Below are 26050 nucleotides of genomic sequence, written 5' to 3'. Positions count from 1 at the left end.
TTCTTTTTATTCAAAAGCTTTATTCAAAAACACAAAGCGGAATTTCAGTGAATCGGTGGCGAGGGAGAGCCTCCCTCGCCACCCGGTACTCAGGCTGTCGCTGCCACTCGTTGAGGTTGCGGTTGCTGCCACGATTCGTTGGCGGTCTGATCCATCGCTTCCTGAATCGCACGCTTGCGGTTGGCTTCTGCCTTGCGGCCGAAGTACCAGACCAGGAAGGTCACCAGCGACACCGCCAGCAGAATCAGGCTGGCCACGGCGTTGATCTCGGGCTTCACGCCCAGACGCACGGCCGAGAACACTTCCATCGGCAGGGTGGTGGAACCCGGACCGGACACGAAGCTCGCCAGCACCAGGTCATCCAGCGACAGGGCGAACGACATCATGCCGCCCGCCGCCAGCGACGGCGCGATCATCGGGATGGTGATCAGGAAAAACACCTTGAACGGTTTCGCGCCCAGATCCATCGCCGCTTCTTCGATCGACAGGTCCAGCTCGCGCAAGCGGGCGGAGACTACCACCGCCACATAAGCGGCACAAAACGTGGTGTGGGCGATCCAGATCGTGACGATGCCACGCTCCTGCGGCCAGCCGATCAACTGCGCCATCGCCACGAACAGCAGCAACAGCGACAGACCGGTAATTACCTCAGGCATAACGAGCGGCGCGGTCACCAGACCACCGAACAGCGTACGACCCTTGAAGCGTGTCACGCGGGTCAGCACGAACGCGGCGAGGGTGCCCAGCGCTACCGCAGCAATTGCGGTGTAGCAGGCGATTTCCAGCGAGCGCACCACCGAGCCCATCAACTGAGTGTTGTCGAGCAGACCGACGTACCACTTCACCGACCAGCCGCCCCAGACCGTCACCAGTTTCGAGGCGTTGAACGAGTAGATCACCAGAATCAGCATCGGCAGATAAATGAACAGCAGGCCGAAGATCAGCATGAACTTTGAAAATCCGAAGCGTTTCATCCCCGTCCCTCCATCTCTTTGGCCTGGCTGCGGTTGAACAGCAGAATCGGCACAATCAGGATCAACAGCATCACCACCGCCAGAGCAGACGCCACCGGCCAGTCGCGGTTATTGAAGAACTCTTGCCACAGCACGCGACCGATCATCAGGGTCTCCGGGCCACCCAGCAGTTCCGGAATCACGAACTCGCCCACCACCGGAATGAACACCAGCATGCAGCCGGCGATGATGCCGTTCTTGGCCAGCGGCACGGTGATTTTCCAGAAGTTGTTGAAGTTGCTCGAACCCAGATCCTGCGCGGCTTCCAGCAGGCTGCCGTCGTGCTTCACCAGGTTGGCGTAGAGCGGCAGTACCATGAATGGCAGATAGGCATACACGACCCCAATGTAGACGGCGGTGTTGGTGTTGAGGATCTCGATCGGGTGATCGGTGAGCCCGGTCCACATCAGGAACGCATTGAGCAGACCGTTGTTGCTGAGGATGCCCATCCACGCATACACGCGGATCAGGATCGCGGTCCAGGTCGGCATCATGATCAACAGCAGCAGGACATTTTGCGCTTCCTTGCTGGCTTTGGTGATTGCGTAAGCCATCGGGAAACCGATCACCAGGCACATCATCGTGCTCAGCGCCGCGACCTTCAGCGAACCGAGGTAGGCCGAAAGGTACAGCTCGTCTTCGCCGAGCATGGTGTAGTTGCCGATGTTCAGGAACAGCTGGAATTTCTGTTCGGCGTAAGTGTAGATCTCCGAGTACGGCGGGATCGACAGCGCGGCTTCCGAGAAGCTGATCTTCATCACCAGGAAGAACGGCAGCATGAAGAACAGGAACAGCCAGATGAACGGGATGCCGATGACGAACTTTCGCCCGCTGGGCACCAGGCGCAGGAATTGCTGATTGAAGGTTCTCATGAGCGCAGTACCACGCCGCTGTCGTCTTCCCACCAGACGTAGACCTTGTCGTCCCAGGTCGGACGCGCGCCACGGCGTTCGGCGTTGGCCATGAACGACTGGACGATCTTGCCGCTCGGCAACTCGACGTAGAACACCGAGTGGCCGCCGAGGTAGGCGATGTCATGCACCTTGCCTTCGGACCAGTTGTAGCGGGTCTCCGGCTTGATCGTGCTGACCAGCATTTTTTCCGGGCGGATCGCGTAGGTGATCGACTTGTCCTGCACCGAAGTGCTGACGCCATGACCGACGTAGATCTTTTGCTGCAAGTCCGGGCTGTGAATGATCGCGTGACCTTCAAGGTCCTCGACCACGGTGCCGTCGAAGGCGTTCACGTTGCCGATGAATTCGCAGACCATGCGGCTGACCGGTGCTTCATAGATGTCGACCGGGCTGCCGATCTGGGCGATCCAGCCCAGGTGCATGATCGCGATGCGCTCGGCCATGGTCATGGCCTCTTCCTGGTCGTGGGTCACCATCACGCAAGTCACGCCGACGCGCTCGATGATCTCAACCAGCTCAAGCTGCATCTGCGAACGCAGCTTTTTATCCAGCGCGCCCATCGGTTCGTCGAGCAGCAACAGCTTCGGACGCTTGGCCAGGGAGCGGGCGAGGGCCACGCGCTGACGCTGACCGCCGGACAGTTGATGCGGGCGGCGTTTGGCGTATTGGGTCATGTGGACGAGGCGCAGCATCTCTTCGACGCGAGCGTCGATTTCGCTGGCCGGCAAACGGTCCTGCTTGAGGCCGAAGGCGATGTTCTGCGCAACCGTCATGTGCGGGAACAGGGCGTAGGACTGGAACATCATGTTGATCGGCCGCTCGTACGGCGGCATGTCGGTGATGTCGACACCGTCGAGCAGAATGCGTCCTTCAGTCGGCCGTTCGAAACCGGCGAGCATGCGCAGCAGGGTCGATTTGCCCGAGCCGGAGCCGCCGAGCAGGGCGAAGATTTCGCCCTGGTGGATCTCCAGGGACACATCGTCCACCGCAGTGGTTTCGTCGAACTTCTTGGTGACTCGATCGACTTTCACCAGAACCTTTTTCGGTTGCTGATGACCTTCAAGAGCCTTCCTGTAAGTGCTGGAGGCGTTTGCCATGTGAAACTCCCAACAGGTTTCAGTCGCCGGGCCAACGCGGCCTGGCTTAAGAGTGGATTGCAGACCCGCACCGTGCGGGTTGTTCGGCGCCGCCGTCCTGGCTGCCGGGTGGTGCTTTTTGTTTTCGCGGTGTGTTGCTGATCGCGGATGACGGATGCGCAAACGCGCAGCCGCCGACCCCGCGGGGGCAGTAAATGGTTTTGCAATCGTTGGGTGGCGTCAGCGCTGGTTGCGTCGCGCCGCACGCTGGCGGCAAGCCTCACCGAACGCCTGGAAGATCCGCAGGTAATTCGGGTTGTCCAGTACCTGCCATTCCGGGTGCCATTGCACGCCGAGGGCGAAGGTCGGGCTGTGCTCCACCGAGACCGCCTCGATCAGGCCATCCGGCGCCACGGCTTCGGCGCGCAGGCCGGGAGCGAGGCGGTCGATGCCCTGACTGTGAATCGAGTTGACCTGGAATTCACCCGGCAGCTCCAGCGCTTCGAACACGCCGCCGGGCAGCACCGACACGGCATGAGCCGGGGCGTATTGCACGGCGACATCCGGGCTGTCGGCTTCGCGGTGATCGAGCATGCCCGGCAACTCATGCACCTTCTGGTGCAGGCTGCCGCCGAACGCCACGTTCATTTCCTGGAAACCCCGGCAGATGCCAAGTACCGGAACGCCCGCCGCGATGGCTGCGCGCAATAGAGGAAGGGTAGTGGCATCCCGGGCCGGATCGTGATCCGTGCCGGGAGCGCTGTCCGGGCCCTGATAGTGGAAGGGTTCCACGTTGGACGGCGAGCCGGTCAGCAACAGACCGTCGAGCTGACCCAGCAGGTCTTCGATTTCAGTCAGTTTGCCAAGGGAAGGAATGACGACAGGCAACCCCAGCGCCGCAACGCTGACAGCACGAACGTATTTGTCGCCGCTGATGTGGTAGGGGTGCAGGCCAATCTGTTTGACGCACGCAGTAACGCCGATCAATGGCTTGAATGCCATTTTTATTCACCTCGAAGTTTGACACTTGAACGAGCTTTTCCGGAGCTTAGCCTCGTTGATTTTAATTAACAACTCCCATGTAAAAAATTCTAAACGCCGTTCATCAAATCGTCACCAAGACCGGGGCTCTGGCGTCTGTGTTGGCACGAGAGTGTTAAAAAAAGCCCGAAAAATAAACGCTGAACGGCCATGTGTTCGCTATTGACTTCACTTTGCCGTTCGGGTTGACTGGCTCCGCGAAACAGCAGTGAACATAATAATTAACAGCTAAATAGGTGCATCATGTCGGTCCCTCTGCGTGCCGTTCAACTCAACGAAGCAAACGCATTCCTTAAGAAACATCCTGAGGTTTTGTACGTCGACCTTCTGATTGCAGACATGAACGGTGTGGTGCGCGGCAAGCGCATCGAGCGCACCAGTCTTCATAAGGTTTACGAGAAAGGCATCAACTTGCCGGCCTCGCTTTTCGCCCTCGACATCAATGGTTCCACGGTGGAAAGCACCGGCCTGGGCCTGGACATCGGCGACGCCGACCGTATCTGCTACCCGATCCCCGGCACCCTGAGCATCGAGCCCTGGCAGAAGCGTCCGACCGCTCAACTGCTGATGACCATGCACGAACTGGAAGGCGAGCCGTTCTTCGCCGACCCGCGTGAAGTGCTGGCCAACGTGGTGCGCAAGTTCGACGCGCTGGGCCTGACCATCTGCGCCGCGTTCGAACTCGAGTTTTATCTGATCGACCAGGACAACGTGAACGGCCGTCCGCAATCGCCACGTTCGCCGGTTTCGGGCAAGCGTCCGGTATCGACTCAGGTTTACCTGATCGACGATCTCGACGAGTACGTCGACTGCCTGCAAGACATCCTCGAAGGTGCGAAAGAGCAGGGCATTCCTGCAGATGCGATCGTCAAGGAAAGTGCCCCGGCGCAGTTCGAAGTCAACCTGCATCACGTGTCCGACCCGATCAAGGCTTGCGAATACGCGATCCTGCTCAAGCGTCTGGTGAAGAACATCGCCTACGACCACGAGATGGACACCACCTTCATGGCCAAGCCGTATCCGGGCCAGGCGGGCAATGGTTTGCACGTACACATTTCGATCCTGGATAAAGAAGGCAACAACATCTTCGCCAGCGAGGATCCCGAGCAGAACGCCGCGCTACGCCACGCGATCGGCGGTGTGCTGGAGACCCTGCCTGCGCAAATGGCCTTCCTGTGCCCGAACGTCAACTCGTACCGTCGCTTCGGCGCGCAGTTCTACGTGCCGAACTCGCCGAGTTGGGGTATCGACAACCGCACCGTGGCCGTCCGCGTACCGACCGGTTCGCCGGATGCCGTGCGCATCGAGCACCGTGTCGCTGGCGCCGACGCCAACCCGTACCTGCTGATGGCTTCCGTGCTGGCGGGTATCCACCACGGCCTGACCAACGAAATCGAGCCGGGCGCCCCGGTTGAAGGCAACAGCTACGAGCAGAATGAACAGAGCCTGCCGAACAACCTGCGCGACGCCTTGCGCGTGCTGGACGACAGTGAAGTCATGGCGAAATACATCGACCCGATGTACATCGACGTGTTCGTCGCGTGCAAGGAAAGCGAGCTGGCCGAGTTCGAAAACTCGATCTCTGACCTTGAGTACAACTGGTATCTGCATACCGTCTGACGCTCAAGCGTTTACCTCGCAAGCACCGCCGCTCCCATGTGAGCGGCGGTCACCTCTTTCTCTGTGTGAGTCACCCCCATGACCATGACCCGCAACGACTGGGAACAACGCTTCCAGTCCCTGACCCTCGAATCCCGCGCCTTCATCAACGGCGAATACCGCCCGGCCATCAGCGGCGAAACCTTCGAATGCCTGAGCCCCGTCGACGGCCGTTTCCTGGCCTCCGTCGCCAGCACCGATGAAGCCGACGCCAACCTCGCCGTCGAGGTCGCACGCCAATCCTTCAACTCCGGCGTGTGGGCCAACAAGCCCCCGGCCGAGCGCAAGCGCATCCTGATCCGCTTCGCCGACCTGATCCTGCAACACCAGGAAGAACTGGCGCTGCTCGAAACCCTCGACATGGGCAAACCGATCAGCGACTCGATGAGCATCGACATCCCGGCGACCGCCAACGCGATCCGCTGGAGCGCCGAGGCCATTGACAAGATCTACGACGAAGTCGCCGCCACTCCGCACGATCAACTCGGCCTGGTGACTCGTGAACCAGCGGGCGTGGTCGCGGCCATCGTGCCGTGGAACTTCCCGCTGATCATGGCCAGCTGGAAATTCGCCCCGGCGCTGGCGGCAGGTAACTCGTTCATCCTCAAGCCTTCGGAAAAATCCCCGCTGACTGCGATCCGCATTGCCCAACTGGCGCTGGATGCGGGTATTCCGAAAGGCGTGTTCAACGTCCTGCCAGGCTTCGGCCACACTGCCGGCAAGGCGCTGGCGCTGCACATGGACGTCGACGTGCTGGCCTTCACCGGCTCCACGGCGATTGCCAAGCAACTGATGATTTATGCCGGCCAAAGCAACATGAAACGCGTCTGGCTCGAAGCAGGGGGCAAGAGCCCGAACGTGGTGTTTGCCGACGCACCGGACTTGCGTGCGGCAGCACAAGCGGCGGCCGGCGCCATTGCGTTCAACCAGGGCGAGGTCTGCACCGCCGGCTCGCGCCTGCTGGTGGAGAGCTCGATCCGCGAGCAATTCATTCCGCTGCTGGTGGAAGCGCTGCAAGCGTGGAAACCGGGCCACGCCCTCGATCCGTCGACCAACGTCGGCGCCGTCGTCGATCAGCGTCAACTGGACAACGTGCTGCGCTATATCAGCATCGGCCGGGAGCAGGGCGCCGAGCTGATCGCCGGTGGCCATCGCACCCTCGAAGAGACCGGCGGCACCTACGTCGAGCCGACGATTTTCGACGGTGTGACCAACGCCATGACCATCGCCAAGGAAGAAATCTTCGGCCCGGTGCTGTCGCTGATCACCTTCGACACCGTTGAAGAAGCGCTGCAGATTGCCAACGACAGCATCTTCGGCCTCGCCGCCGGGGTCTGGACCAGCAACCTGAGCAAGGCCCACACCTTCGCCCGTGGCCTGCGCGCCGGCAGTGTGTGGGTCAACCAGTACGACGGCGGCGACATGACCGCGCCGTTCGGTGGCTTCAAACAGTCGGGCAACGGTCGCGACAAATCGCTGCACGCATTCGACAAGTACACCGAGCTGAAAGCGACCTGGATCAAGCTCTGACTCTTTTACAGCGGTGGTCGCCTGCAACCGGCGACCCTCGGAGAATAAAAAAATGAAACAACAACACGTGAACAGCTACTACGCCGCCACCCGCAACGAAGTCATCGACTTCCCGACGCTTGAAGAGTCGGTGGACTGCGATGTGTGCATTATCGGCGCCGGCTACACCGGTCTGTCTTCGGCGCTGTTCCTGACCGAAGCCGGCTACAAGGTGACGGTGCTGGAAGCGGCGAAAGTCGGCTACGGCGCCAGCGGTCGCAACGGCGGCCAATTGGTCAACTCCTACAGCCGCGACGTCGACGTGATTGAAGAGCGCTACGGCGACAAGACCGCGGAAATCCTCGGCAGCATGATCTTCGAAGGCGCCGACATCATCCGTTCGCGGATCAAGGAATACGACATCAAGTGCGACTATCGCCCGGGCGGCATTTTCGCGGCGATGAACAACAAGCAGCTCAAGGGGCTCGCAGAGCAAAAGCGTAGCTGGGAACGTTACGGCAATAAAAACCTGAAGATGCTCGACGCCGCGGACATCCGCCGCGAAGTCGGTTCCGACGCCTACGTCGGCGGCCTGCTGGACATGCAGGGCGGCCACATTCACCCGCTGAACCTGGCTCTCGGTGAAGCCGCGGCCATCGTGCGTCTGGGCGGCAAGATCTATGAGCAATCCGCTGCGGTGGAGATCAAGTACGGCGAGCCCAACGTCGTGCGCACCGCCAAAGGCCAAGTCCGCGCCAAGTACCTGTTGATCGCCGGCAACGCCTACCTGCCGCAAGGCCTCGACAACCGCGTGACGGCCAAGAGCATGCCGTGCGGCTCGCAGATCTGCGTCACCGAACCGTTGACCGAGAAGCAGGCCCGCAGCCTGATCACCAACAACTACTGCGTCGAGGACTGCAACTACCTGCTCGACTACTACCGCCTCACCGCCGACAACCGTCTGCTCTACGGCGGCGGCGTGGTCTACGGCGCCCGTGAACCGGACGACATCGAAACCCTGATCCGGCCGAAAATGCTCAAGACCTTCCCACAGCTCAAGGACGTTAAAATCGACTACCGCTGGACCGGCAACTTCCTGCTGACCATGTCGCGCATGCCGCAATTCGGCCGCATCGAGAAAAACGCCTACTACATGCAGGGCTACAGCGGCCACGGCGTCACCTGCTCGCACCTGGCCGGCAAACTGATCTCGGAAATGATCCGTGGCGACGCCGAACGTTTCGACGCCTTCGCCTCGCTGCCACACATGCCGATGATCGGCGGCCGCACCTTCTCGGCCCCGCTGACCGCCCTCGGCGCGGTGTATTACTCGCTGCGCGACCGTTTCGGCATCTGATTTACCTCCCCGGCGGCGCCCTCAAAAAGGGCGCTGCCGGCTTTTTCATGTGCCGTCCATCGAACCTGCTGAGCAACACCGACAAACGTGATTTAATAGCCGCCTTTCACGGTTCCGGGACACGGGAGCAACGTGATCCGCGCGCCTTGCGCGGCACCCGCCACCCACCCCCATTACCCTTAAGTCGTTCTCACATAAGGCTGTCATGGATACGGGTTCTCGACTCAAACTAGTACGCGAAAGCTACAAACTCTCCCAGCGCGAGCTGGCCCGGCGTAGCGGCGTGACCAATGCCACCATCTCCCTGATCGAACAGAATCGTGTCAGTCCTTCCGTCAGCTCACTGAAAAAGCTGCTCGAAGGCATCCCGATGTCCCTGGCCGACTTCTTCACCTTCGACCAGCCCCCACGCGAACATCAATACGTCTTCCGCGCCAACGAACAACCCGACCTCGGCCGCCACGGCCTGCGCCTGCTCTTGATCGGCGCCTCGGTCCCAAGCCGCCAGATGCGCTTGCTGCGCGAGCAATACGCACCGGGCGCGAGTTCCGGGGAAGAGCCGATTGTTCACGCAGAAGGCGAAGAGTGTGGGTTGGTGACGCGCGGCACCGTGGAGTTGACGGTGGATGGGCAGGTGAGCGTGTTGAGTGCGGGGGATGGGTATTACTTTCCGACGACGTTGCCGCACAAATTCCGGAATATCGGGGCGGATGAGGCGGAGATTATTAGTGCGAATACACCGGCGAATTTTTGATTTAAATATGGGTTGAAAAAAACACGAGCACAAAAAAGCCGCTTTGCCGCGGCTTTTTTGTGCTCGTGTTTTACCGGTAAATGCCTTGTTGTGGTGAAGAGTTGCAAGGCTATCTTTCTGCTGGGTATTGCAGTATGCGCTGTTTTTGTGTATTTCGTTGTTTATGCTATTTTTCTAATGTTCGATTTCTAGGGAGGACTGCTTATGAGTTTGGTTGAAATTTCATCAGGTTGCTCCATTAAGTTTTTATCAAAAAATATTAATTTTGATGGTTTGGTGAATTTGGAGTTTTCAAAGGATACTAGCTTTACCTTGGGGGCGGAAGGTTTTCTAATATCTCTTGTAAATGAGTTGGGTAGGCGTCGCTATTTAGAGTCGGTTAGCATACATTTATCAAAAACTGAGTTGGAGAAGTTTGGGATTAAGGCTGATAGTTATCTTCGTTCTGCGTGCTTCGTGAATGTATGTGTTCAAAATGTGCCAATTTATGATCGCCATGGTGTTGAGGTGACAAACCTTGTAGTTGATGATGTCGGGCGGTCAGTAAATATGGACTATGGTGTGTATGAAGCAGCTCAGTCGTATTCGTTATATGCACTCGATCCATACTATGCTCATCCGCCGGCATTTGGCTCTGGGGACTTTGAACCTTCAGAGGAGGATTTTAGGAGAGTTTTGAGCCCGGAAATAGAAAATTGTATAGTCGGTGGTGGCTCTGAGTCTAGGGGGGCGCTGAGTAATATTGTTAGCTCGATGAATTTGTATGTTTTTTTGAAAGAGATTTGGGAGAATACTGTTCATCATGCTAGAAGAACGGATATATCCTTAAGATATATAAAGGTGTCTAGGGTTATTTATAATAGCTTGACTGAAATTGACAAAGCAGATCTCCCTATCGCTTTAGCTTCATATTTGAAAGGTAGAGCAGAGGAGAAGGGTTCTAAAAAATACTTGATTATTGATATTGTTGACTCTGGTGAGGGTATTTATAAAACATTAAAAAGTAGCCTGCCAGGCGTTCCGAAAGTTGAGGTTGTAAGGGAGGCATTTCGTCAGAGTAGCACGTCTAAAGTTCGAAGAAGTCCTGTTAATAGAGGATTGGGTTTGCGTGCAGCAATGAAGTGCGCAGAAAGTCTTGGAGGTCTGGTCGTAATGACGACTTCTGGAGTGCTTTGTGTTAACTATGATTATAAAAACGATATGCTTTTAGATCAGGTTCAAGTTTTTGATGTTAAGTCGACCGTTAATGATCTTTCAACCTCGCTGTCATTAATAATCCCGGTTTAACTTATGAATCCAATAATTGTTAACTGTGTTGGTGTGGTTGTTCCGGCTGATGTTGATCCCTTGTTGTCTATTGCGGGGGGCATTTCTGATGAGCTGTACGATGGTTGCTATATTCTTGCAACTTGCAGAGAATTTCTGGAGCGTATGGGGAGTGATGATAATCTGCCGATTAGAGAGCGCATAATAGATCGTTTGAACTTGCCCTTTGTAAGAATTATTTTTTATTGTCGAGTTAGTAGTTGCTATAAAATTTATGTTATTTCTATGAGTGGCGTAAGTCTTGAGCAAGATGATTTTGATGTTAAGAAAATTTCGTCGATAGATTTAGATAGGTTGTTGAATCGGTACTCAAGCGAAAGTTTTGTGAGAGGTGGTGCGCAGTATCATTTCGCTACTCCGTCGCATAATCATACGAACGCTTTCTTTCGATTAGGAGACTCAATAAAAAATAGAGATGACCTAGATAGAATTGCATTTTGGTTGTTGAAAAGTGTTGATTATTCAGATTACATTTTTATTGATAGTTGGTCTATCGCTGCTCTTCCGCTAAGGGCGCTGCAAATACTCTCGAAGAGTACTAGGTTTGATGCTCTTCCCGCGCATCCAGCAAAGAAGATTGTTGACTGTACATCTGTTGTATGTGATGTGAATTACGAATTAAAAAATTCATCTAGGCCCTTGTTGCTGGTTAGTGTTGTAAGTAGTGGTACTTTGGTTCAGAAATTTCAGGAGATTTTTTCTCAGGCTTATATTGATAAGGCTTTGACAGTTGTGTCGGTCTATTCATTTGGTAAGCAGCTTTATAGTCTTTGTAGCGTAGAGTGCGGCGTATTAAATTATAAGTTTGATGATTGTGCTTTTTGTAAAGAGGGGAGTAAGGCTGTTGAAATACATCCTAGTGCCTACTATGTAAAGGACCTGAAGGACGCTGGTGTAGTATTTACCAAGAAAATTGCCGATGGCAGTCGCGCTTTTTTTGATCGATACGCTGCGTATCTGGATGAGATCGTTGCTTTTCACAAGGGTGACGAATTACGGGATAATAAGCACTATGCTTATTATATCGATTACAATAAAATGTCGTCGTTAGGTGTGTTTGGTGAGCGGCTAAGGGGGGAGTTGTCTAAGCTTCTGACGAGTAAATCAGTTGTTCTTTCATTTTCGAAGGATGAGGTTTTTAAGGGTATTGTAAGTGATTTGGGGGCTTCGTATTTTCGACTAGATGGTGTTGAGGATGCACTTGCTGATGATGTGCTTCAGAGTGTTTTAGTTTCAGATAAAGTAATGGTGTATGATTCGGTTGTAATGCACGGGCAGCGATTTGAGCGTTTAAATAATTTGATAAGGGAAAATTATTCACTTAGTTCAATTGTCAAAAATATCGTTTTTTTTGCTGGTATTTACAGGCCGCCCCTGGTTTCCTCCGAAACCATGCTAAGAAATACTATTGCCTATCCTGATGCGGAAGTCGCTCGGGAGTTCTCTTTTGTCGAGACTGTAATTTTACCTGATTTTGGAGTTCAGGACTGCCCGTGGTGTATAGAGGTTGGCGTGATTGGTCGTTTCATAAAAAAAGGGCTTAGGAATAAAGGAAGGTTCTTTGAACGTCTAACGAAATTGTCCAATGTGACGGATGGAATTCGCGGGGCGGACGCGTTTTTTCATGTTGACTCAAGTAGTCGGCACGTCGTTTTAGGCGCTGGCTCATACTTAGCGCCAGAGAAGACGTGTATCTCAGGTGTGGTACTAGCTGTAGCCTCTGGACTTCAACGGATGAGAAGCAATGAGGATGAAAAGAAGCGCTTAGCGCCGGGGTTTCCTTATACTCAGGTTCTCGCGGCAAAAAACTTTACAAACTATTCTGAAAGCATAATTAGGGCGGCGTTAGTTAGAAATTCTTCTGCGATTGAGTTTGGTGTTTTGGAGAAAGAGAAAACTATAGGAGTTTTGTTTCCTGCTTTGGGTCAGGGCAATCAGCGCGCACTCTTGTCCGAATACCTAATTGCTGTTCTCTGCGGAAAATTTCCTCAGTTTTCGATTCTGACAGATGAAGTTGGTGAGGGGCTCGATACCCTGATTAACGAAAGTCCGGAGCTTATGCGTCTAGTTTATGAGTCGCAATAATGATAAGGGCTTTTCAAGTTTTTAGTGGCGTATTAGTCGTTGCGACCTGAAGAGCGAAATCGAACGCTGTGGTTTAGCTCTTCAAGCCAATTAATGGTTGTTCGTTGTATCAACTCCGCTGCTGCTCAATCACCCTTAACACATTACTCACGTCTTGTACCATGATCCTTGCGATGGTCGTGACAGTATGGATGTCGTGTTCGGCATGGTCGGGGAGGCGGATGCAAGCCATCAGGTCGAGGTATTTGAGGATGGCGTTCAGGCGCTCACTGGCGCAGGCGTGGAGATCGCGCAGTGGTGCATTGGCATCGATGAACAGGACGGGATGGTCAGTGGCGGGGTGGGACATTGGGGCGTAGTTGCACAGCTGTGACTTACTTGTCATGGGGAAAAATCCTTAGCTCAGAAAATTGATTACCGCCGTTCGCTGCGAAACGAGTTGGGTGGCAGTTATGCGTGGGTTCGCAGACCGAGGAGCTAAGACCCGGCAGACCCGAAGGTCTCCCACGCACAACCGCCATGAAAATGAAGCACAGGCAAGTTGCCGGGCCGCATTGTGCCGGGTGTGGACTTAGCTCGCTAGGGCTGCGAAACCCTATCGCCAAATTCGTTCAGCGATTGACCCACTCTAGGCACCGATACCCACTGCCGCAATCAGCCTGTAGGACCTGAAATCACAACGTTCGGCCAGTGAGTTGGTTTCAGTTCGGCGGCGGTACCGACGTAAATCAAGGCCTGCGATGTGTCTGGGAAAAATGACCTGCCGAGTTTGGTGCAGCTTCGCAGCCCTGCGACAGCAAGCTCCCTCGCCACGGGTAGTGATTTCCTACAAGGTTTTCAGATCGCGAAATTCGGCACGGCATTCGTCTCGGAACTTTCCTCAAAACCGATGTCAATGTGATGGCGTGTCGCGACGCTGATTTCGAACGAATCACCCAGTGCCAGGCTGTTTCCCGGCAAGCTCAAGGATGTGTGAGATGAAACTGATTCTTGCGATGTTGTTGCTGTTCAGCGGCTACGTTTCCGCCAGTTGTTCCAGCATCAGTGATCACGACAAACGCAGTTATTGCCAGGCTCAGCAGGAAGGCAGCAGCTGTTCCTCCATCGGCGACCACGACATGCGTTCGGCCTGCGAGGCGGAGAAAGGCAGTTCGTGCTCAAGCATTGGCGATCATGATCAGCGCGCCTATTGCGAAGCCAAAAAAGGCAGCAGTTGCTCCTCCATCGGCGATCACGACATGCGTTCAGCCTGCGAAGCGGAGAAAGGCAGTTCGTGCTCAAGCATCGGTGATCATGACCAACGTGCCTTTTGTGAAGCGAAGAAGGGCAGTAGTTGTTCGTCAATCGGCGATCATGATCTGCGCAGTCAGTGTGAAGCCATGAAACGCTGAATCCACCCGCAATTTAGAACAGAAAGGGACACCCAGCGGTGTCCCTTTTTGTGGGCGACTGAAACGAAATCCCCGGACTACCCAGTCAAACTTTTCACTTGCCACAACCCGGCTCATCACCAAAGGTTCCCCCCATCCGCACCACGTCGTAGACTGCGAAACAAGTTGTAACGCCTCTCCCACGGACGGAACCGCGCATGATTCACATCGGCAGCCGCAACAACGCCCCCACGCCGCAGCACAAAACCCAAGATATCTACATCTTCAGCATCGACCTGTCGCGCCCGGCGACGCCGTTCTGCTTCGAGCAATCGATCGGTGGCGGGCATGTCGAGCAGGGCGGTGCGCGGTGGTTGGCGCTGGATGAGCTGGATGGCTGGCCCGGTGAATGGCGCGAGCATTTGAAGAAGGCCAATTGCGCCTGGGTGGCCGAACTGGTGGACGCGCATGCCGGGGAGGATCAGGCGTCTGTGGTCTCGCTGATCCTCCAGCGCTACGCCGAGCCGGCGCAGCCAATCGGGCGCTTGCAGGCGATTGGGCGCTGGTTCAAGCGTCATTTCCATATTGGCGGCCGGTACGGCGTCTGAACTGAGGAAACCTCCATGACCCAGACTCTGGAACGCGCCATCGCCATTGCTGCCACAGCCCACGCGGGGCAGGTGGACAAGGGTGGTGCTCCGTACATTTTGCATCCGCTGAAAGTCATGTTGCGCATGAGCAGCCTGGAAGAACGCATCGTCGCGGTGTTGCACGATGTGGTCGAGGATTGCGGCATCAGCCTGAAGGATTTGCGCAAGGAAGGTTTCAGCGAAGCCGTTTTGTCCGCCATCGAATCGGTGACCAAAGTGCCCGGCGAATCCTACGAGGACTTCGTCGAGCGTGCGGCGCAGAACCCCATCGGGCGGGTGGTGAAGCTGGCGGATCTGGAAGAGAACAGCGACCTGTCGCGGATTGCCTCGCCAAGTTGGGAGGATCTGGAGCGGATCGAAAAATATCGGCGGGCGATTGGACGGTTGCGCGCCTGACTCAAATTGAATAGCCAGGAAGGCGACCATGAAATCCATTCTGTGTTTGTTGATTGCTGCCGGCTTCGGCGCGCTGTTGCAGTTCGAAGGCGTGCCCCACGGTTTGCTGTTGGGCTCGATTCTTGTCACTGCACTTGTCGTTACCAAATTCGGCTTCGCACCTAAAACTCCCTACGGCCTGGGTTACATTCAGGTCACGCTGGGCATTGCCACCGGGCTGATGTTCGAAGCCTGGGACAGTGCGACCGTCTCGACAATGTCGCCAAGCCTCGGCGTGTTGCTGCTGTGCCTGACAGTACAAGTGGCGCTGTCCGCGTGGTGGCTGGTGCGCGGAGCCGGTTGGAATCGCACCGACGCCTTGCTGGCGGTGTATCCGGGAGCGTTGGCGGCTGTGTTTGATTTGCTGGAGTCGCATCAAGCGTCGAGCAAAGTCATCATCGTGCACCTGATGCGCTTGTTGCTGATCACGGTGCTGGTGAGTCTGCTGATTCCCGGTCAGGCTGCGGTCGCGGTGGCCGAAGTTGATCCGCTGTCCACGGGCATGGCGTTGACCGTGTCCTCGCTGATCATGTTGAGCATTGTGGTCGGGCGATTGCTGCTGGCGATAGGTGTGCCGGCGCCGTTCATGTTGACCGCAATCATCCTCACCGCTGTGTTCCTGAAATCGGGATGGCTGCACGGTTTTCACATGCCGGACTGGAGCCTGAATCTGGCGGCGTTGATTCTCGGGGCGCGGATCGGCTCACGCTTCCAGGGCCTTGGGCTCGCGGAACTGGGACGTCATGGCCGCACGGCACTGGTGTCGGTGGGTTTGATGATTCTGGTCGCGGCGGGGTTCGCCGAAGTAGCGGCGCGGTTGCTGGGCAGTGATGCGTTGTCGCTGTGGCTGGCCTACATGCCGGGAGCGATCGAGACGATTGCCATCGTGGCGTTTGGTGGCGGGTTGAACGTGGTGTTTATCCTGACTCACCATCTGGTGCGGATGGTGCTGCTGCACTTTGCGCCGGCGTTGCTGGTGCAGGTGCGTAGAGCGCGGGAGGAAGTTTGATCTGTGCGTCGTTCACTTTTTTGTGTCTTGAGGTAGGTCATGGGGTCATGGGTTCGGTGCAAATGTGATGAGCTGGTTCACAAAAACTGGTTTTGCGGGACAGGTGTATCTCTGGTGGCTTCAGAGGATGCGCTTGATCTGCCGGATGGAAATGCAATGTCCGCCCATCAACTCGTCGACAAGCTGTTTGCAGAGTCCGACATGCTTCTCAAATGCTGGAATTGCTCTCGGATCATTTTGTTGAACGAGCGGGGCGGGGAGTTTGTCGTCAAGTTCTTCGCGCCCGAAGAAGATTGATCTGTTGTGACGTGATTGTGAGCCTGGGCTGCCTGGCAGCCGACAGGAAAACACGAGATAACGCAATTAGAGGTGCGCCGCAAATTCATCACTACGTGCTGGCGGCGTCGGTGTGAATCACGCGTGCCCCAACGCAATCGCAAACGACACCACGATCATGCACGCAAACGCAAAATTGAGATTCATGAGTTGTTCATCCTGAGCTTTATTGAAGTGGTGCCATTGTGAACAGGCTGAAAGCAAAGAAAAAATTCGGCTTCATGATTTCAAAGATCGAAACAATTGATATCAGCCGGTTTGTGTTTGGCAGATGCATTGGTTAGGCTCGCCAAACCTGCAACTACAAGCACAAACAGGCAAAACCATGCACGATCATTCCGCTTCCGAGCTTCCCTCCCTGCGTCGGCAGAAAATCCTGCTGATCCTCGAACGAGACGGCAAGGTCATGGCCTCCGAGTTGAGCCAGCATTTTGCGGTGTCCGAAGACACCATCCGCCGCGATCTGGCCGAGCTGGACAATGCGGGGCTGGTGCAGCGGGTACATGGCGGGGCGTTACCGCGACCGAAGGACACCGGCAAGGATTACTTCACGCGGATCAGTGAAACCGACGAGGTGAAAACCAGTCTCGCGCAACTCGCGGCAGGACGGGTGAAGGATGGCCAGATCGTGCTGTTCGATTCCGGCACCACCACCTTGCAGATCGCCCGTTCGTTGCCTTCGGATATCTCGATCACCGCCGTGACCACGTCACCGATGACGGCGATCACCCTGGCTGAATACAAGGGGATCAAGGTGATTCTGGCGGGCGGCCAGTTGAATCTGGCGACGATGTCGGTCAGTGGCCACGAGACCGTGCGACTGCTGCAAAGTATCAAGGCTGACCTGTTGTTCACCGGGGTTTGCGCGATTCATCCGGAAGTGGGGTTGAGTTCGCTGTATTTCGATGAAGTGCCGGTGAAACAGGCGTTGTTCGACAGTGCGGCGCAGGTGATTGCCGTGACCACGGCGGACAAGCTCGGGGCGGTGGAGCCGTTTGTGGTGGCGCCGTGCAGCCGGGTGCATACGTTGATTACCGAGCGGCATATGGCGTCGGGGAATGCCGAGGATTATCGGCGGTTGGGGATTGAGGTCGAACAGTTGCAGGACTGACGTTTTGGAGCGAAACAAAAGGCCCCACCGCTCGCGATGGGGCCCGTTCAATCAGCGCAGTTTTTCCAGCATCTGGTAGTACCACATGCCCGCTGCCAGCATCGGATTCCCCAGCAGATCCCCCATTGGCACGCGAATGTGTGAGCACGCGGCAAACGTGTCGAACTGCTGCATCTGCCCGGTGATCGCCCGGCTCATGATTTCGCCCATGATGTGGGTCGTGGCGATGCCGTGACCGGAGTAGCCCTGGCAATACCAGACGTTGTCCGAGAGCTTGCCCAGTTGCGGGATGCGGTTGATGACGATGCCCATCGCGCAGCTCCACTGGTAGTCGATCTTCACCCCTTTGAGCGCCGGGAAGGTCTGTTCGATGCACGGGCGCAGTTCGCCGGCGATGTCCCGTGAGTCCTTGCCGCTGTAGTTGGCGCCGCCGCCGAACAGCAGGCGGCCGTCGGCGGTGAGGCGGTAGTAGTCGAGGACAAAGCGGCAGTCGTAAACGGCGAGGTCTTCGGGGTTGATCTGCTTTGCCAGATCGCCCAGCGGCTCGGTGGTGACGATGCCGCCCATGGCCGGGAAGATCTTGCCTTTGAGCTGGCCAGGTTCGAGCTTGTGGTAGACATCGCCTGCCAGCAGCACCTGATTGGCGTCGATCCGGCCGTGAGCAGTGCGCACGCCGGGACTGTCGCCGTGGATGATCTCCAGTACTTCGCTGTTTTCGAAGATCAGCGCTCCGAGGTTTTCCGCCGCCCGCGCCTCGCCGATGCACAGGTTGAGCGGGTGTAGGTGCATGTTGCGGGTGTTCTTGATCGCGCCGTGATAGAGGTCGCTTTGCAGCAGGTCGCGCACCTGGCTGCGGTCGAGCAGGCTGACTTCATCGCCCATGCCGCGACGCACGGCTTCGTCATAATCACTGCGCAAACCGGCCATGTGGCTCGGCTTGTAGGCCGCGTGCAAGTGGCCGTGTTTCAGGTCGCACTCGATCCCGTATTTCTCGACGCGCTGTTTGATGATTTCGTGGCCGCGCCAGCGCAGATGCCAGATGAAATCGTCGACCTCATCGCCCAATGTGTTGCGCATCTGCTTACGCATCGCGCCGTCGCCGGACAGGCTGCCGGTGACCTGACCGCCATTGCGTCCGGTGGCGCCCCAGCCGATTTTGTGGCTTTCGACGATGGCAACTTTCAGGCCTTTTTCGGCCAGTTCGACGGCGGTGGCGACGCCGGTGAAACCGCCGCCGATGATCACCACATCGACCTTGTGCCGGCCTTGCAGGGCCGGGTAGTCGGTGTCGCGGTTGAGGGTCGCGGTGTAGTAGGAATTGCTGCGTTCAGTCATGTCAGTGTCCAAGGCAAAAAAAGGGAAAAAGGATCAGGCTTCGGTCAGGTACCAACGCCAGTCCTGCTCACCCACTTCGGCCATGAACTGCCGGTATTCCGCACGCTTCACCGCCAGATACACCCCGAGAAATTCCTGCCCCAAGGCGTCCCGCGCCCACACCGATTTTTCCAGTGCCGTAAGCGAAGTCAGCCAGTCCGTCGGTAGCAATTCCTTCGCCTGCGCATAGCCGTTGCCTTGCACCGGTTCGCCCGGATCGATGTCTTCTTTTATGCCGCGATGAATGCCCGCGAGAATTGCCGCCGCTGCCAGATACGGGTTGGCATCGGCGCCGCAGATGCGGTGTTCGATGTGCCGGGTGTTGGCCGGGCCGCCGGGTACGCGCAGGCTGACGGTGCGGTTGTCGACCCCCCAGGTCGGCGCCAGTGGCGCATAGCTGTTGGCCTGGAAACGGCGGTAGGAGTTGGCGTTGGGGCAGAACAGCAGCAGCGAATCAAGCAACGAGGCGAGCATCCCGCCAATCGCGGTACGCAGCAGCGGCGTGCCGGCCGGATTCTCGGAGGCAAACAGATTGCGCCCATCGGCATCGGCGAGACTGACATGCATGTGCATGCCGGTGCCCGCCAGATCATCGAAGGGTTTGGCCATGAAGGTCGCTTGCATTCCGTGCTTGTGCGCCACGGCTTTGACCAGCCGTTTGTAGCGCACGGCCTGGTCCATCGCCTCCAGCGCATCGCCGTGTTCAAGGGTGATTTCCACCTGGCCCGGCGCGTATTCCGAGATGGCCGTGCGCGCCGGAATACCGTGCAGTTTGCAGGCGCTGTAGAGGTCGGCGAGGAACGGTTCAATCTGCTCCAGCTCACGCAAACCGTAGACCTGTGTGTGCCTCGGTCGACCGCCGTCGGCATCCAGCGCTGGTTGCGGGCGACCGTTGTGATCGCGTTTGGCGTCGAGCAGATAGAACTCCAGCTCGCAGGCCATCACCGGGTGGTAGCCCTCGGCTTTCAAGCGGTCTATCACGCTGATCAGCAGGTGGCGCGGATCGGCAATGCTCGCCGGCATCCCTTGTTCCGGGTGCATGCTGACCTGCACCGCCGCAGTCGGAATCTGCCGCCATGGCAGGCGTACCAGACTGCCTTCCAGCGGGTAGGCGCGGCAGTCGATGTCGCCGACGTCCCACACCAGCCCGGAGTTTTCCACGTCTTCGCCGTGCACGGTCAGGCCGAGGATGGTACTTGGCAGTGGGCGACCGCTTTCGTACACGGCGAGCAGTTCTTCGCGGTGCAACAACTTGCCGCGCGGCACGCCGTTGGCGTCGAGGATGAACAGCTCGATCATGTCGATGTCGGGGTTCTGATCCAGAAAATTGCGTGCGTCTTCAATGGCTGCGAATTTCATAATCAATCACTCACGATGGCGCCGCACAGGCGCGCAGATACGGGCCGGACGCCGCTCGGCAAAAGGCGCGGGCGTCCTGGCAGGGATACCGAAAAAAGAGGGGGAGCTGTCGCGATTTTTAGAGGCGCGATCAGACGGGCAGGCAGATATCCGGCGGGCGTGCGGAGTGACGCAGCTTGGAACGGCTCAGGGCCATGGGGAGATTGACGATGCGATTCATGCGCGGCCCCTGTGAAGGAGGGCGCACAGTGCAGAGACGTTCAACGATTCTGATTGTTGTAGTGACGTGCTCATGACGCGTGTTTCCGTTGGCGGAAAACGTCGGCGGCGGGAGTGTCCCGCCATGCCGGTGTGGCTGGATAGTAAGGGGGAAGTCCGGGATAAGTAAACGCCTGATTCCGATGCGCGCGGCAAGTCACCGGCTCAGCGCAACAGATGAAACCCCAGCCCGACGAGGGCGCAAACGATCAACACCTCGATCACCCCGCGCTAGAAAACAAACAGCCCGAGGCAGCCGACAGTGCTCTGTCAGGCATGCGCCAGACTCCAGCGAAACACGGCATTCTGATCACTCTCCCGAGCTTCAACCCAGTGCGAACCTTCAGGCGTGGTCTCACGTTTCCAGAACGGTGCACGCGTCTTCAGCACATCCATGATGAAGGCGCAGGCCTCGAAGGCTGCATGCCGGTGTTTGCTGCTGACGCCGACGAACACGATCGGTTCGGTCACCGACAGTGCGCCGACACGGTGCACGATCTCCACCGCCAGCAACGGCCAGCGCTCGCGGGCCTGTTCGGTTATCTGTTCCAAAGCCTTCTCGGTCATGCCCGGATAGTGTTCGAGGTACAGTTCGTTAACCGTTTGGCCGACATTCAGATCCCGCACATAACCAACGAAATTCACCACCGCGCCCACCCGTGGGTTGCGCGCATGTAAATCCGCAATCAACTGACCGGCATCGAAGCCTTTCCGCTGGACTCGAACGCCCATGCCTCAACCCCCTGTAACCGGTGGGAAAAACGCGATCTCGTCGAAATCCTCGATGGCCTGATCCGGCTGGCACAACTCCTGATTCACCGCACACATCAGGTTGCCGGCGCCGAGGACTTCACGCCACAGATCGCCACGCTGCATCAGCATCTGCCGCACGTCCTCGACACAAGCGAGGGTGTCGCTGGCCGGAATCTTTTCACCGCCCAGATTGAGCCGGTCACGGTAGCTGGCGAAGTAGTTGATCAGAATCATTGCGGGTTCTCCCATTGAAAGTGGCCGGAGCGGCCGCCCTGTTTGCTGAGCAGACGGATGTCACCGATGACCATCGCCCGGTCCACGGCTTTGCACATGTCGTAGATCGTCAGCGCGGCGACACTGGCGGCGGTCAGGGCTTCGAGTTCGACGCCGGTCTGACCGGTGAGGCGGCAGGTGCTGGTGATCTGCACACGGTCCGGCGCGCAGGCCTTGAGTTCGACGTGGATCGAACTGAGCAGGAGCGCGTGACACAGCGGAATCAGTTCGTGGGTGCGTTTGGCCGCCTGAATCCCGGCGATCCGCGCCACGGCGAAGACATCGCCCTTGGGGTGGCCGTTGGACTGGATCATTTGCAGGGTTTGCGGACGCATCTGCACCCAGGCTTGCGCGGTGGCTTCGCGGCGGGTCGCGGCTTTGTCGCTGACGTCGACCATGTTGGCGCGGCCCTGATCGTCGAGGTGGGTGAGGGTGTTGCTCATGCGGTGTGCTCCTGGATCTGGCTGTAGATTCGGGGGGCGTTGCGGTGCGGGACGTGGATCAGGTTCAGGCGGTGCTTGAGCGCCCAACGCACGGTCAATGCAGTGGGCGCAGACAGGCTGACGAGGGTGCCAAGCCGCGCGCGCACCGCTTTGTGAATCAGTTCAAGACTGCAACGGCTGGTGACTACGACGAAGCCCTGACGCGCATCGATGCCTTCGAACTTGAGGGCGCCGATCAGCTTGTCGAGGGCGTTGTGGCGGCCGATGTCTTCGCGGCACAGCAGTGCTTCGCCGTCGGCGTCGAAGTACAGCGCCGCGTGCAGGGCACCACTGCTGCGGGCCAGTTGCTGGGCCTGTTCGATGCGCTGGCGGATACCGTCGAAATGCGCGGCCGGTGGCAGCGGCGTCGGCGTCAGGATCTCCAGTTGCGGCAGCGCCTGTTCAAGGGCTTCCACACCGCAGAGGCCGCAACCACTGGTGCCCGCCATCTGCCGCCGGTGATCCTTCAGGGCCCAGAATGCACGGCTGGAAATCTGCACGTCGGCCTGGCAGGCCTGGTCAAAGTGAGTCAGACGGATGTCATGGATATCGTCGAGACTGTCGACGATGGAGTTGCTCAGGCTGAAACCGCGAATGAAGTCCTCGATGTTGCCCGGCGAGACCATCATCACGGCCTGATTCAAGCCGTTGTAGCTGATGGCCAGGGCGATTTCCGAGGCCAGCGCCGCGTGGGACACAGGCGCGTCGTCGAGGTATTCGCGGTAGGCCACTTGCGCCGGTTGTGGCGCGGGGGCGTTGGCGTCGCCTGGCTCGATGAGTTGTTCAACTTGGCACAGCATCTTGAAAGTCCCCGAAGCGCTGAAGTGAGTTCAGGCTACGGGGCAGCGAAAAGTGCGTCCAATCGCTTGTTCCGATGCAGTGATTGGATTGGTCGATCACTGCTGGCGAAGTTGAAAGCGTTGCACCGGAGTGCAACGTTTCAGGCAACTTGGGGAGGGTTAAACGGCGGGTGCTTCGACACCAAACATCTTGCGCGCCTCGGCAAAGCACTTCTCGGCAATCGCCGAACGCGGTTCGGTCTTGCGCATCACCAGCCCCAACGGCGCGAGTACGCTGGCGTCCGGCAAATTGATGAAGGCCAGGTGTTCGATCGGTTCTTCCAGACCGCTGTCCAGCGGCATGATCGAGCAGCAGAAACCCTGGTGGATCGCCTGCAGCAGTTGATAGGTCGAATCGCTTTCCATGATCGGCTGCGGATTCAACCCGCGACTGCGGAAACTCAGATCGATGGATTTGCGGTAATGCATGCCGGTGGTGATCATCCCCAGCGGCAGTTCGGCGGCGTCTTCCCAGCTCATCTCCGGGCCTTCGAAATGGAAGTGGCGAGTGTCGTAGAGCAGACCGACGCGGGTCTCGCCGATCTCGAAGAAATCGAAATAGTTCGGGTTGACGTGGTCCAGATAACACACGCCGAGGTCCAGCTGATTGTTGCCCAGGCCTTCGATGATTTCGTTGGAACTCAGCGACGAAAGGCTGTATTTCAGCTCCGGATAGATCGCGGACAAACCCTGAATGTAATTGACCGGATTGAAGTTGCTCAGCGGCACCAGTCCCAGACGCAGGCTGCCGACCAGTTGCCCGCGGCAGGCAGCGGCTTCAGCGAACAAGCCGTCATGGGCGGCCAGCAGGGTGCGGGCCCAGGCCAGTACGCGCTCGCCGGCCTGGGTGAAACCCTCGAAGCGCTGGCCGCGATTGACCAGCACCAGATCCAGCTCGTCTTCCAGATTGCGCAGGCGCATCGACAGGGTCGGCTGGGTGATGTGGCAGCGCGCGGCGGCCTGGCCGAAGTGACGGGTTTCGTCCAGCGCGATCAGGAACTTGAGTTGTTTGATGTCCACGATGGCACCTGCTCGATTGAGAATTTTGATTGAGTATTGACGCAGATGCGTACGGCGCACGGAAAGCGCAGGCGGTGACGATCCCACTGATCGCGTTTTACGTCCAATCGGAAGCGTTTAAGAGGCTATCGAGGGCTTCGATGATGGCCGGTTTCATTGGCTCGATCAGTGACCGGAGTTTGATAAAAAGGAGCCGATAGAGCGGGTCGATAATGCGGTTGGTTAGAGTGATTAGACAGTCTTCATAAGTGGCACTTAGGCTCTGGCGTTAATTGAATTGACGACGGCCGGAGTGTGCCATGAGTGTTAAAGCGGATGCCTTGTTTGTTCCCTTGAATATTGCCGTGCTGACGGTCAGCGATACCCGCGATTACGCCAGCGATACCTCCGGCCAGTTGCTGGTCAGCCGTCTGCTCGAAGCCGGCCACACCTTGAGTGAACGCAACCTGCTCAAGGACGACCTGTACAAGATCCGCGCCCAGGTCGCGCAGTGGATTGCCGACGACGGCATTCAAGTGGTGCTGATTACCGGCGGCACCGGTTTCACGGGGCGTGACAGTACCCCGGAAGCGGTGGCTTGCCTGCTGGACAAGCAGATCGACGGCTTCGGCGAGTTGTTCCGCGCCATCTCGATTCTCGACATCGGCACCTCGACCGTACAAAGCCGTGCGTTGGCAGGCCTGTCCAACGGCACGCTGGTGTGCTGCCTGCCGGGCTCCACCGGCGCGTGCCGCACGGCGTGGGAAGGCATCCTCGCCGAACAACTGGATAACCGTCACCGCCCGTGCAACTTCGTCCCGCACCTTAAACCGGTGCAAGCCTGCGGGCCACGGGGATGAGCAAGGCTGCATTGATGCCGGTCGAGGAAGCGCTCGACCAACTGTTGGCTATGGCCAATGAACGACGCCTGCCGGACAGCGAATCGGTGCCACTCAATGAGGCACGCGGACGAGTATTGGCCAGCGATCTGGTCGCCACCCTCGATCTGCCGCCGTGGCCGAACAGTGCCATGGACGGCTACGCCTTGAACCTTTCCGACTTGCATCGGCAGCCGTTGCGCGTGTCGCAGCGGGTCTACGCCGGACTAGTGCCGGACGCCTTGCTGCCTGGTACCTGCGCGCGAATTTTTACCGGCGCACCGTTGCTGCCGGGCGCCAATTGCGTGGAGATGCAGGAAAACGTCGAAGTGCTGGAAGATGGCCGAATACGTTTCCTGCAACCGTTGAAGGTCGGCCAGAACATCCGTGCCCAAGGCCAGGAGAACCGCGTCGGCGACACCTTGCTGCGCGCCGGCAAACGCCTCGGCCCGTTCGAACTGGCGGTGGCTGCGGGGCAGGGCATGACCCATCTGCCGGTGGTCCGTCGTCCGCGCGTGGCATTGCTGTCGACCGGTGATGAGCTGGTGGAACCGGGGCAACCACTGCGTCCCGGCAGCATCTACAACAGCAACCGCACCTTGCTCGACCATTGGTTGCGCGAACTGGGTTGCGAGGTGATCGACGCCGGTATCCTGCCGGATCGCCCGGCGCAAACCCGGCTCAAGCTTGAGCAGTTGCAGGTGGCGGCCGATCTGATTCTGACCACGGGCGGCGTGTCTGCCGGCGATGCCGACTGCCTCGGCCAGGTTCTGCGCGACAATGGCAAACCGCTGCTGTGGAAGCTCGCAATCAAACCCGGCAAACCGCTGACGGTCGGCCATTTCGGCACGGTGCCGGTGATCGGTCTGCCGGGCAATCCGACCTCGGCGCTGGTGACCTTCGGCCTGCTGGCGCGCCCGTACCTGCTGCGCATTCAAGGCGTGGAAGAGGTGATGCCGTTGAGCTTTACCGTCAAAGCCGGGTTCGACTGGCCGAAACCCGGCAGCCGCCGCGAGTACCTGCGGGTGCGTCTTGAGGGCGGGCAGGCGGCGCTGTATCCGAACCAGAGTTCCGGCGTATTGCTCGGCGCCACCTGGGCAGACGGGCTGGTGGAAATTCCGGAGAACAGCACGTTGCGTCTTGGCGATCCGCTGCGCTTCATTCCGTTCAGCGAGCTGTTCTGAGGGCGA

26 protein-coding genes are annotated in these 26050 nt (G+C 57.8%); 14 read left to right on the top strand and 12 right to left on the bottom strand.

The genetic code is table 11. The annotated features are described in order from the left end of the window. Positions 1 to 89 precede the first annotated feature (89 nt). From CAF87_RS22540 to CAF87_RS22525, 4 genes are all read right to left on the bottom strand, one after another. The gene (locus tag CAF87_RS22540) at positions 90 to 974 is read right to left on the bottom strand and encodes an ABC transporter permease subunit (protein WP_085733125.1); all 885 of its coding nucleotides are present in this window, start codon (positions 972 to 974) and stop codon (positions 90 to 92) included. Further along, entirely contained in the window at positions 971 to 1852 is an 882-nt protein-coding gene (locus CAF87_RS22535; protein WP_371321054.1) for an ABC transporter permease subunit, read from the bottom strand. The genes CAF87_RS22540 and CAF87_RS22535 overlap by 4 nt, the downstream gene beginning before the upstream one ends. A gap of 29 nt (positions 1853 to 1881) precedes the next feature. Further along, positions 1882 to 3024, bottom strand: a complete 1143-nt coding sequence (gene potA / locus CAF87_RS22530; RefSeq protein ID WP_007957110.1) for a polyamine ABC transporter ATP-binding protein — start codon at positions 3022 to 3024, stop codon at positions 1882 to 1884. 219 nt (positions 3025 to 3243) lie between these two features. Beyond that, positions 3244 to 4005: a gamma-glutamyl-gamma-aminobutyrate hydrolase family protein gene (locus tag CAF87_RS22525; protein WP_085686390.1), complete on the bottom strand. Its 762-nt coding sequence runs from the start codon at positions 4003 to 4005 to the stop codon at positions 3244 to 3246. Between the two features lie 282 nt (positions 4006 to 4287). On the opposite strand from CAF87_RS22525, the gene CAF87_RS22520 reads away from it, so the two are divergent. The 6 genes from CAF87_RS22520 (at position 4288) to CAF87_RS22500 (ending at position 12734) form a co-directional block, all read left to right on the top strand. Beyond that, the gene (locus tag CAF87_RS22520) at positions 4288 to 5664 is read left to right on the top strand and encodes a glutamine synthetase family protein (RefSeq protein ID WP_085698734.1); all 1377 of its coding nucleotides are present in this window, start codon (positions 4288 to 4290) and stop codon (positions 5662 to 5664) included. 78 nt (positions 5665 to 5742) lie between these two features. After that, positions 5743 to 7233 carry an aldehyde dehydrogenase gene (locus CAF87_RS22515; protein WP_085733124.1) on the top strand — a complete coding sequence of 497 codons (1491 nt, stop codon included), beginning with the start codon at positions 5743 to 5745 and terminating at the stop codon, positions 7231 to 7233. A gap of 52 nt (positions 7234 to 7285) precedes the next feature. After that, entirely contained in the window at positions 7286 to 8569 is a 1284-nt protein-coding gene (locus CAF87_RS22510; protein ID WP_085733123.1) for an FAD-binding oxidoreductase, read from the top strand. 205 nt (positions 8570 to 8774) lie between these two features. After that, positions 8775 to 9323, top strand: a complete 549-nt coding sequence (locus CAF87_RS22505) for a cupin domain-containing protein (RefSeq protein ID WP_011333561.1) — start codon at positions 8775 to 8777, stop codon at positions 9321 to 9323. A gap of 204 nt (positions 9324 to 9527) precedes the next feature. Beyond that, a complete protein-coding gene (locus CAF87_RS29075; RefSeq protein ID WP_139831742.1) occupies positions 9528 to 10610 on the top strand; it encodes a hypothetical protein in 1083 nt (360 codons plus the stop codon). A gap of 3 nt (positions 10611 to 10613) precedes the next feature. Further along, the gene (locus tag CAF87_RS22500; protein WP_139831741.1) at positions 10614 to 12734 is read left to right on the top strand and encodes a hypothetical protein; all 2121 of its coding nucleotides are present in this window, start codon (positions 10614 to 10616) and stop codon (positions 12732 to 12734) included. Between the two features lie 109 nt (positions 12735 to 12843). Here the strand turns inward: CAF87_RS22500 and CAF87_RS22495 are convergent, their stop codons facing one another. Further along, positions 12844 to 13119 (bottom strand): fructose-bisphosphate aldolase, encoded by a 276-nt coding sequence (locus CAF87_RS22495; RefSeq protein WP_085733121.1) that lies wholly within the window; start codon positions 13117 to 13119, stop codon positions 12844 to 12846. Between the two features lie 592 nt (positions 13120 to 13711). On the opposite strand from CAF87_RS22495, the gene CAF87_RS22490 reads away from it, so the two are divergent. From CAF87_RS22490 to CAF87_RS22470, 6 genes are all read left to right on the top strand, one after another. Continuing rightward, on the top strand, positions 13712 to 14125 hold the full coding sequence (locus CAF87_RS22490; RefSeq protein WP_085733120.1) for a hypothetical protein: 414 nt from the start codon (positions 13712 to 13714) through the stop codon (positions 14123 to 14125). A gap of 197 nt (positions 14126 to 14322) precedes the next feature. Continuing rightward, the gene (locus tag CAF87_RS22485) at positions 14323 to 14712 is read left to right on the top strand and encodes a hypothetical protein (RefSeq protein WP_085733119.1); all 390 of its coding nucleotides are present in this window, start codon (positions 14323 to 14325) and stop codon (positions 14710 to 14712) included. Between the two features lie 15 nt (positions 14713 to 14727). Further along, positions 14728 to 15150 carry an HD domain-containing protein gene (locus CAF87_RS22480; RefSeq protein ID WP_085733118.1) on the top strand — a complete coding sequence of 141 codons (423 nt, stop codon included), beginning with the start codon at positions 14728 to 14730 and terminating at the stop codon, positions 15148 to 15150. Between the two features lie 28 nt (positions 15151 to 15178). Then, positions 15179 to 16198: an AbrB family transcriptional regulator gene (locus CAF87_RS22475; protein ID WP_085733117.1), complete on the top strand. Its 1020-nt coding sequence runs from the start codon at positions 15179 to 15181 to the stop codon at positions 16196 to 16198. A gap of 114 nt (positions 16199 to 16312) precedes the next feature. After that, entirely contained in the window at positions 16313 to 16495 is a 183-nt protein-coding gene (locus CAF87_RS29070; RefSeq protein ID WP_139831740.1) for a hypothetical protein, read from the top strand. Positions 16496 to 16859: 364 nt separating this feature from the next. After that, positions 16860 to 17645: a DeoR/GlpR family DNA-binding transcription regulator gene (locus CAF87_RS22470; RefSeq protein WP_085733116.1), complete on the top strand. Its 786-nt coding sequence runs from the start codon at positions 16860 to 16862 to the stop codon at positions 17643 to 17645. 51 nt (positions 17646 to 17696) lie between these two features. Here CAF87_RS22470 and CAF87_RS22465 read toward each other — a convergent pair whose 3' ends face one another. From CAF87_RS22465 to CAF87_RS22435, 7 genes are all read right to left on the bottom strand, one after another. Next, on the bottom strand, positions 17697 to 18980 hold the full coding sequence (locus CAF87_RS22465; protein WP_085733115.1) for an FAD-binding oxidoreductase: 1284 nt from the start codon (positions 18978 to 18980) through the stop codon (positions 17697 to 17699). Between the two features lie 33 nt (positions 18981 to 19013). Beyond that, the gene (locus tag CAF87_RS22460; RefSeq protein ID WP_085733114.1) at positions 19014 to 20378 is read right to left on the bottom strand and encodes a glutamine synthetase family protein; all 1365 of its coding nucleotides are present in this window, start codon (positions 20376 to 20378) and stop codon (positions 19014 to 19016) included. 528 nt (positions 20379 to 20906) lie between these two features. Further along, positions 20907 to 21368, bottom strand: a complete 462-nt coding sequence (gene moaE / locus CAF87_RS22455) for a molybdopterin synthase catalytic subunit MoaE (protein ID WP_085733113.1) — start codon at positions 21366 to 21368, stop codon at positions 20907 to 20909. Positions 21369 to 21371: 3 nt separating this feature from the next. Next, complete coding sequence (locus CAF87_RS22450; RefSeq protein ID WP_085733112.1) at positions 21372 to 21623, bottom strand: MoaD/ThiS family protein; 252 nt, start codon at positions 21621 to 21623, stop codon at positions 21372 to 21374. Then, complete coding sequence (gene moaC / locus CAF87_RS22445) at positions 21620 to 22105, bottom strand: cyclic pyranopterin monophosphate synthase MoaC (RefSeq protein ID WP_085733111.1); 486 nt, start codon at positions 22103 to 22105, stop codon at positions 21620 to 21622. The genes CAF87_RS22450 and moaC overlap by 4 nt, the downstream gene beginning before the upstream one ends. Beyond that, positions 22102 to 22944: a formate dehydrogenase accessory sulfurtransferase FdhD gene (gene fdhD, locus CAF87_RS22440; protein WP_085733110.1), complete on the bottom strand. Its 843-nt coding sequence runs from the start codon at positions 22942 to 22944 to the stop codon at positions 22102 to 22104. Before fdhD ends, moaC begins: the two co-directional genes overlap by 4 nt. A gap of 159 nt (positions 22945 to 23103) precedes the next feature. After that, a complete protein-coding gene (locus tag CAF87_RS22435) occupies positions 23104 to 24003 on the bottom strand; it encodes a LysR family transcriptional regulator (protein WP_085733109.1) in 900 nt (299 codons plus the stop codon). A gap of 299 nt (positions 24004 to 24302) precedes the next feature. Between CAF87_RS22435 and moaB the strand changes: the two genes are divergently transcribed. Both moaB and glp read left to right on the top strand, forming a co-directional pair. Beyond that, positions 24303 to 24842 carry a molybdenum cofactor biosynthesis protein B gene (gene moaB, locus CAF87_RS22430; RefSeq protein WP_085733108.1) on the top strand — a complete coding sequence of 180 codons (540 nt, stop codon included), beginning with the start codon at positions 24303 to 24305 and terminating at the stop codon, positions 24840 to 24842. Further along, a complete protein-coding gene (gene glp, locus CAF87_RS22425) occupies positions 24839 to 26044 on the top strand; it encodes a gephyrin-like molybdotransferase Glp (protein WP_085733107.1) in 1206 nt (401 codons plus the stop codon). The genes moaB and glp overlap by 4 nt, the downstream gene beginning before the upstream one ends. Positions 26045 to 26050: the final 6 nt, after the last annotated feature.

This window comes from Pseudomonas sp. R38(2017) (assembly GCF_002112395.1).
Lineage (GTDB): Bacteria > Pseudomonadota > Gammaproteobacteria > Pseudomonadales > Pseudomonadaceae > Aquipseudomonas.
The sequence above is the reverse complement of the archived record's forward strand: the minus strand, read 5'-3'. Positions and strand labels throughout refer to the sequence as shown.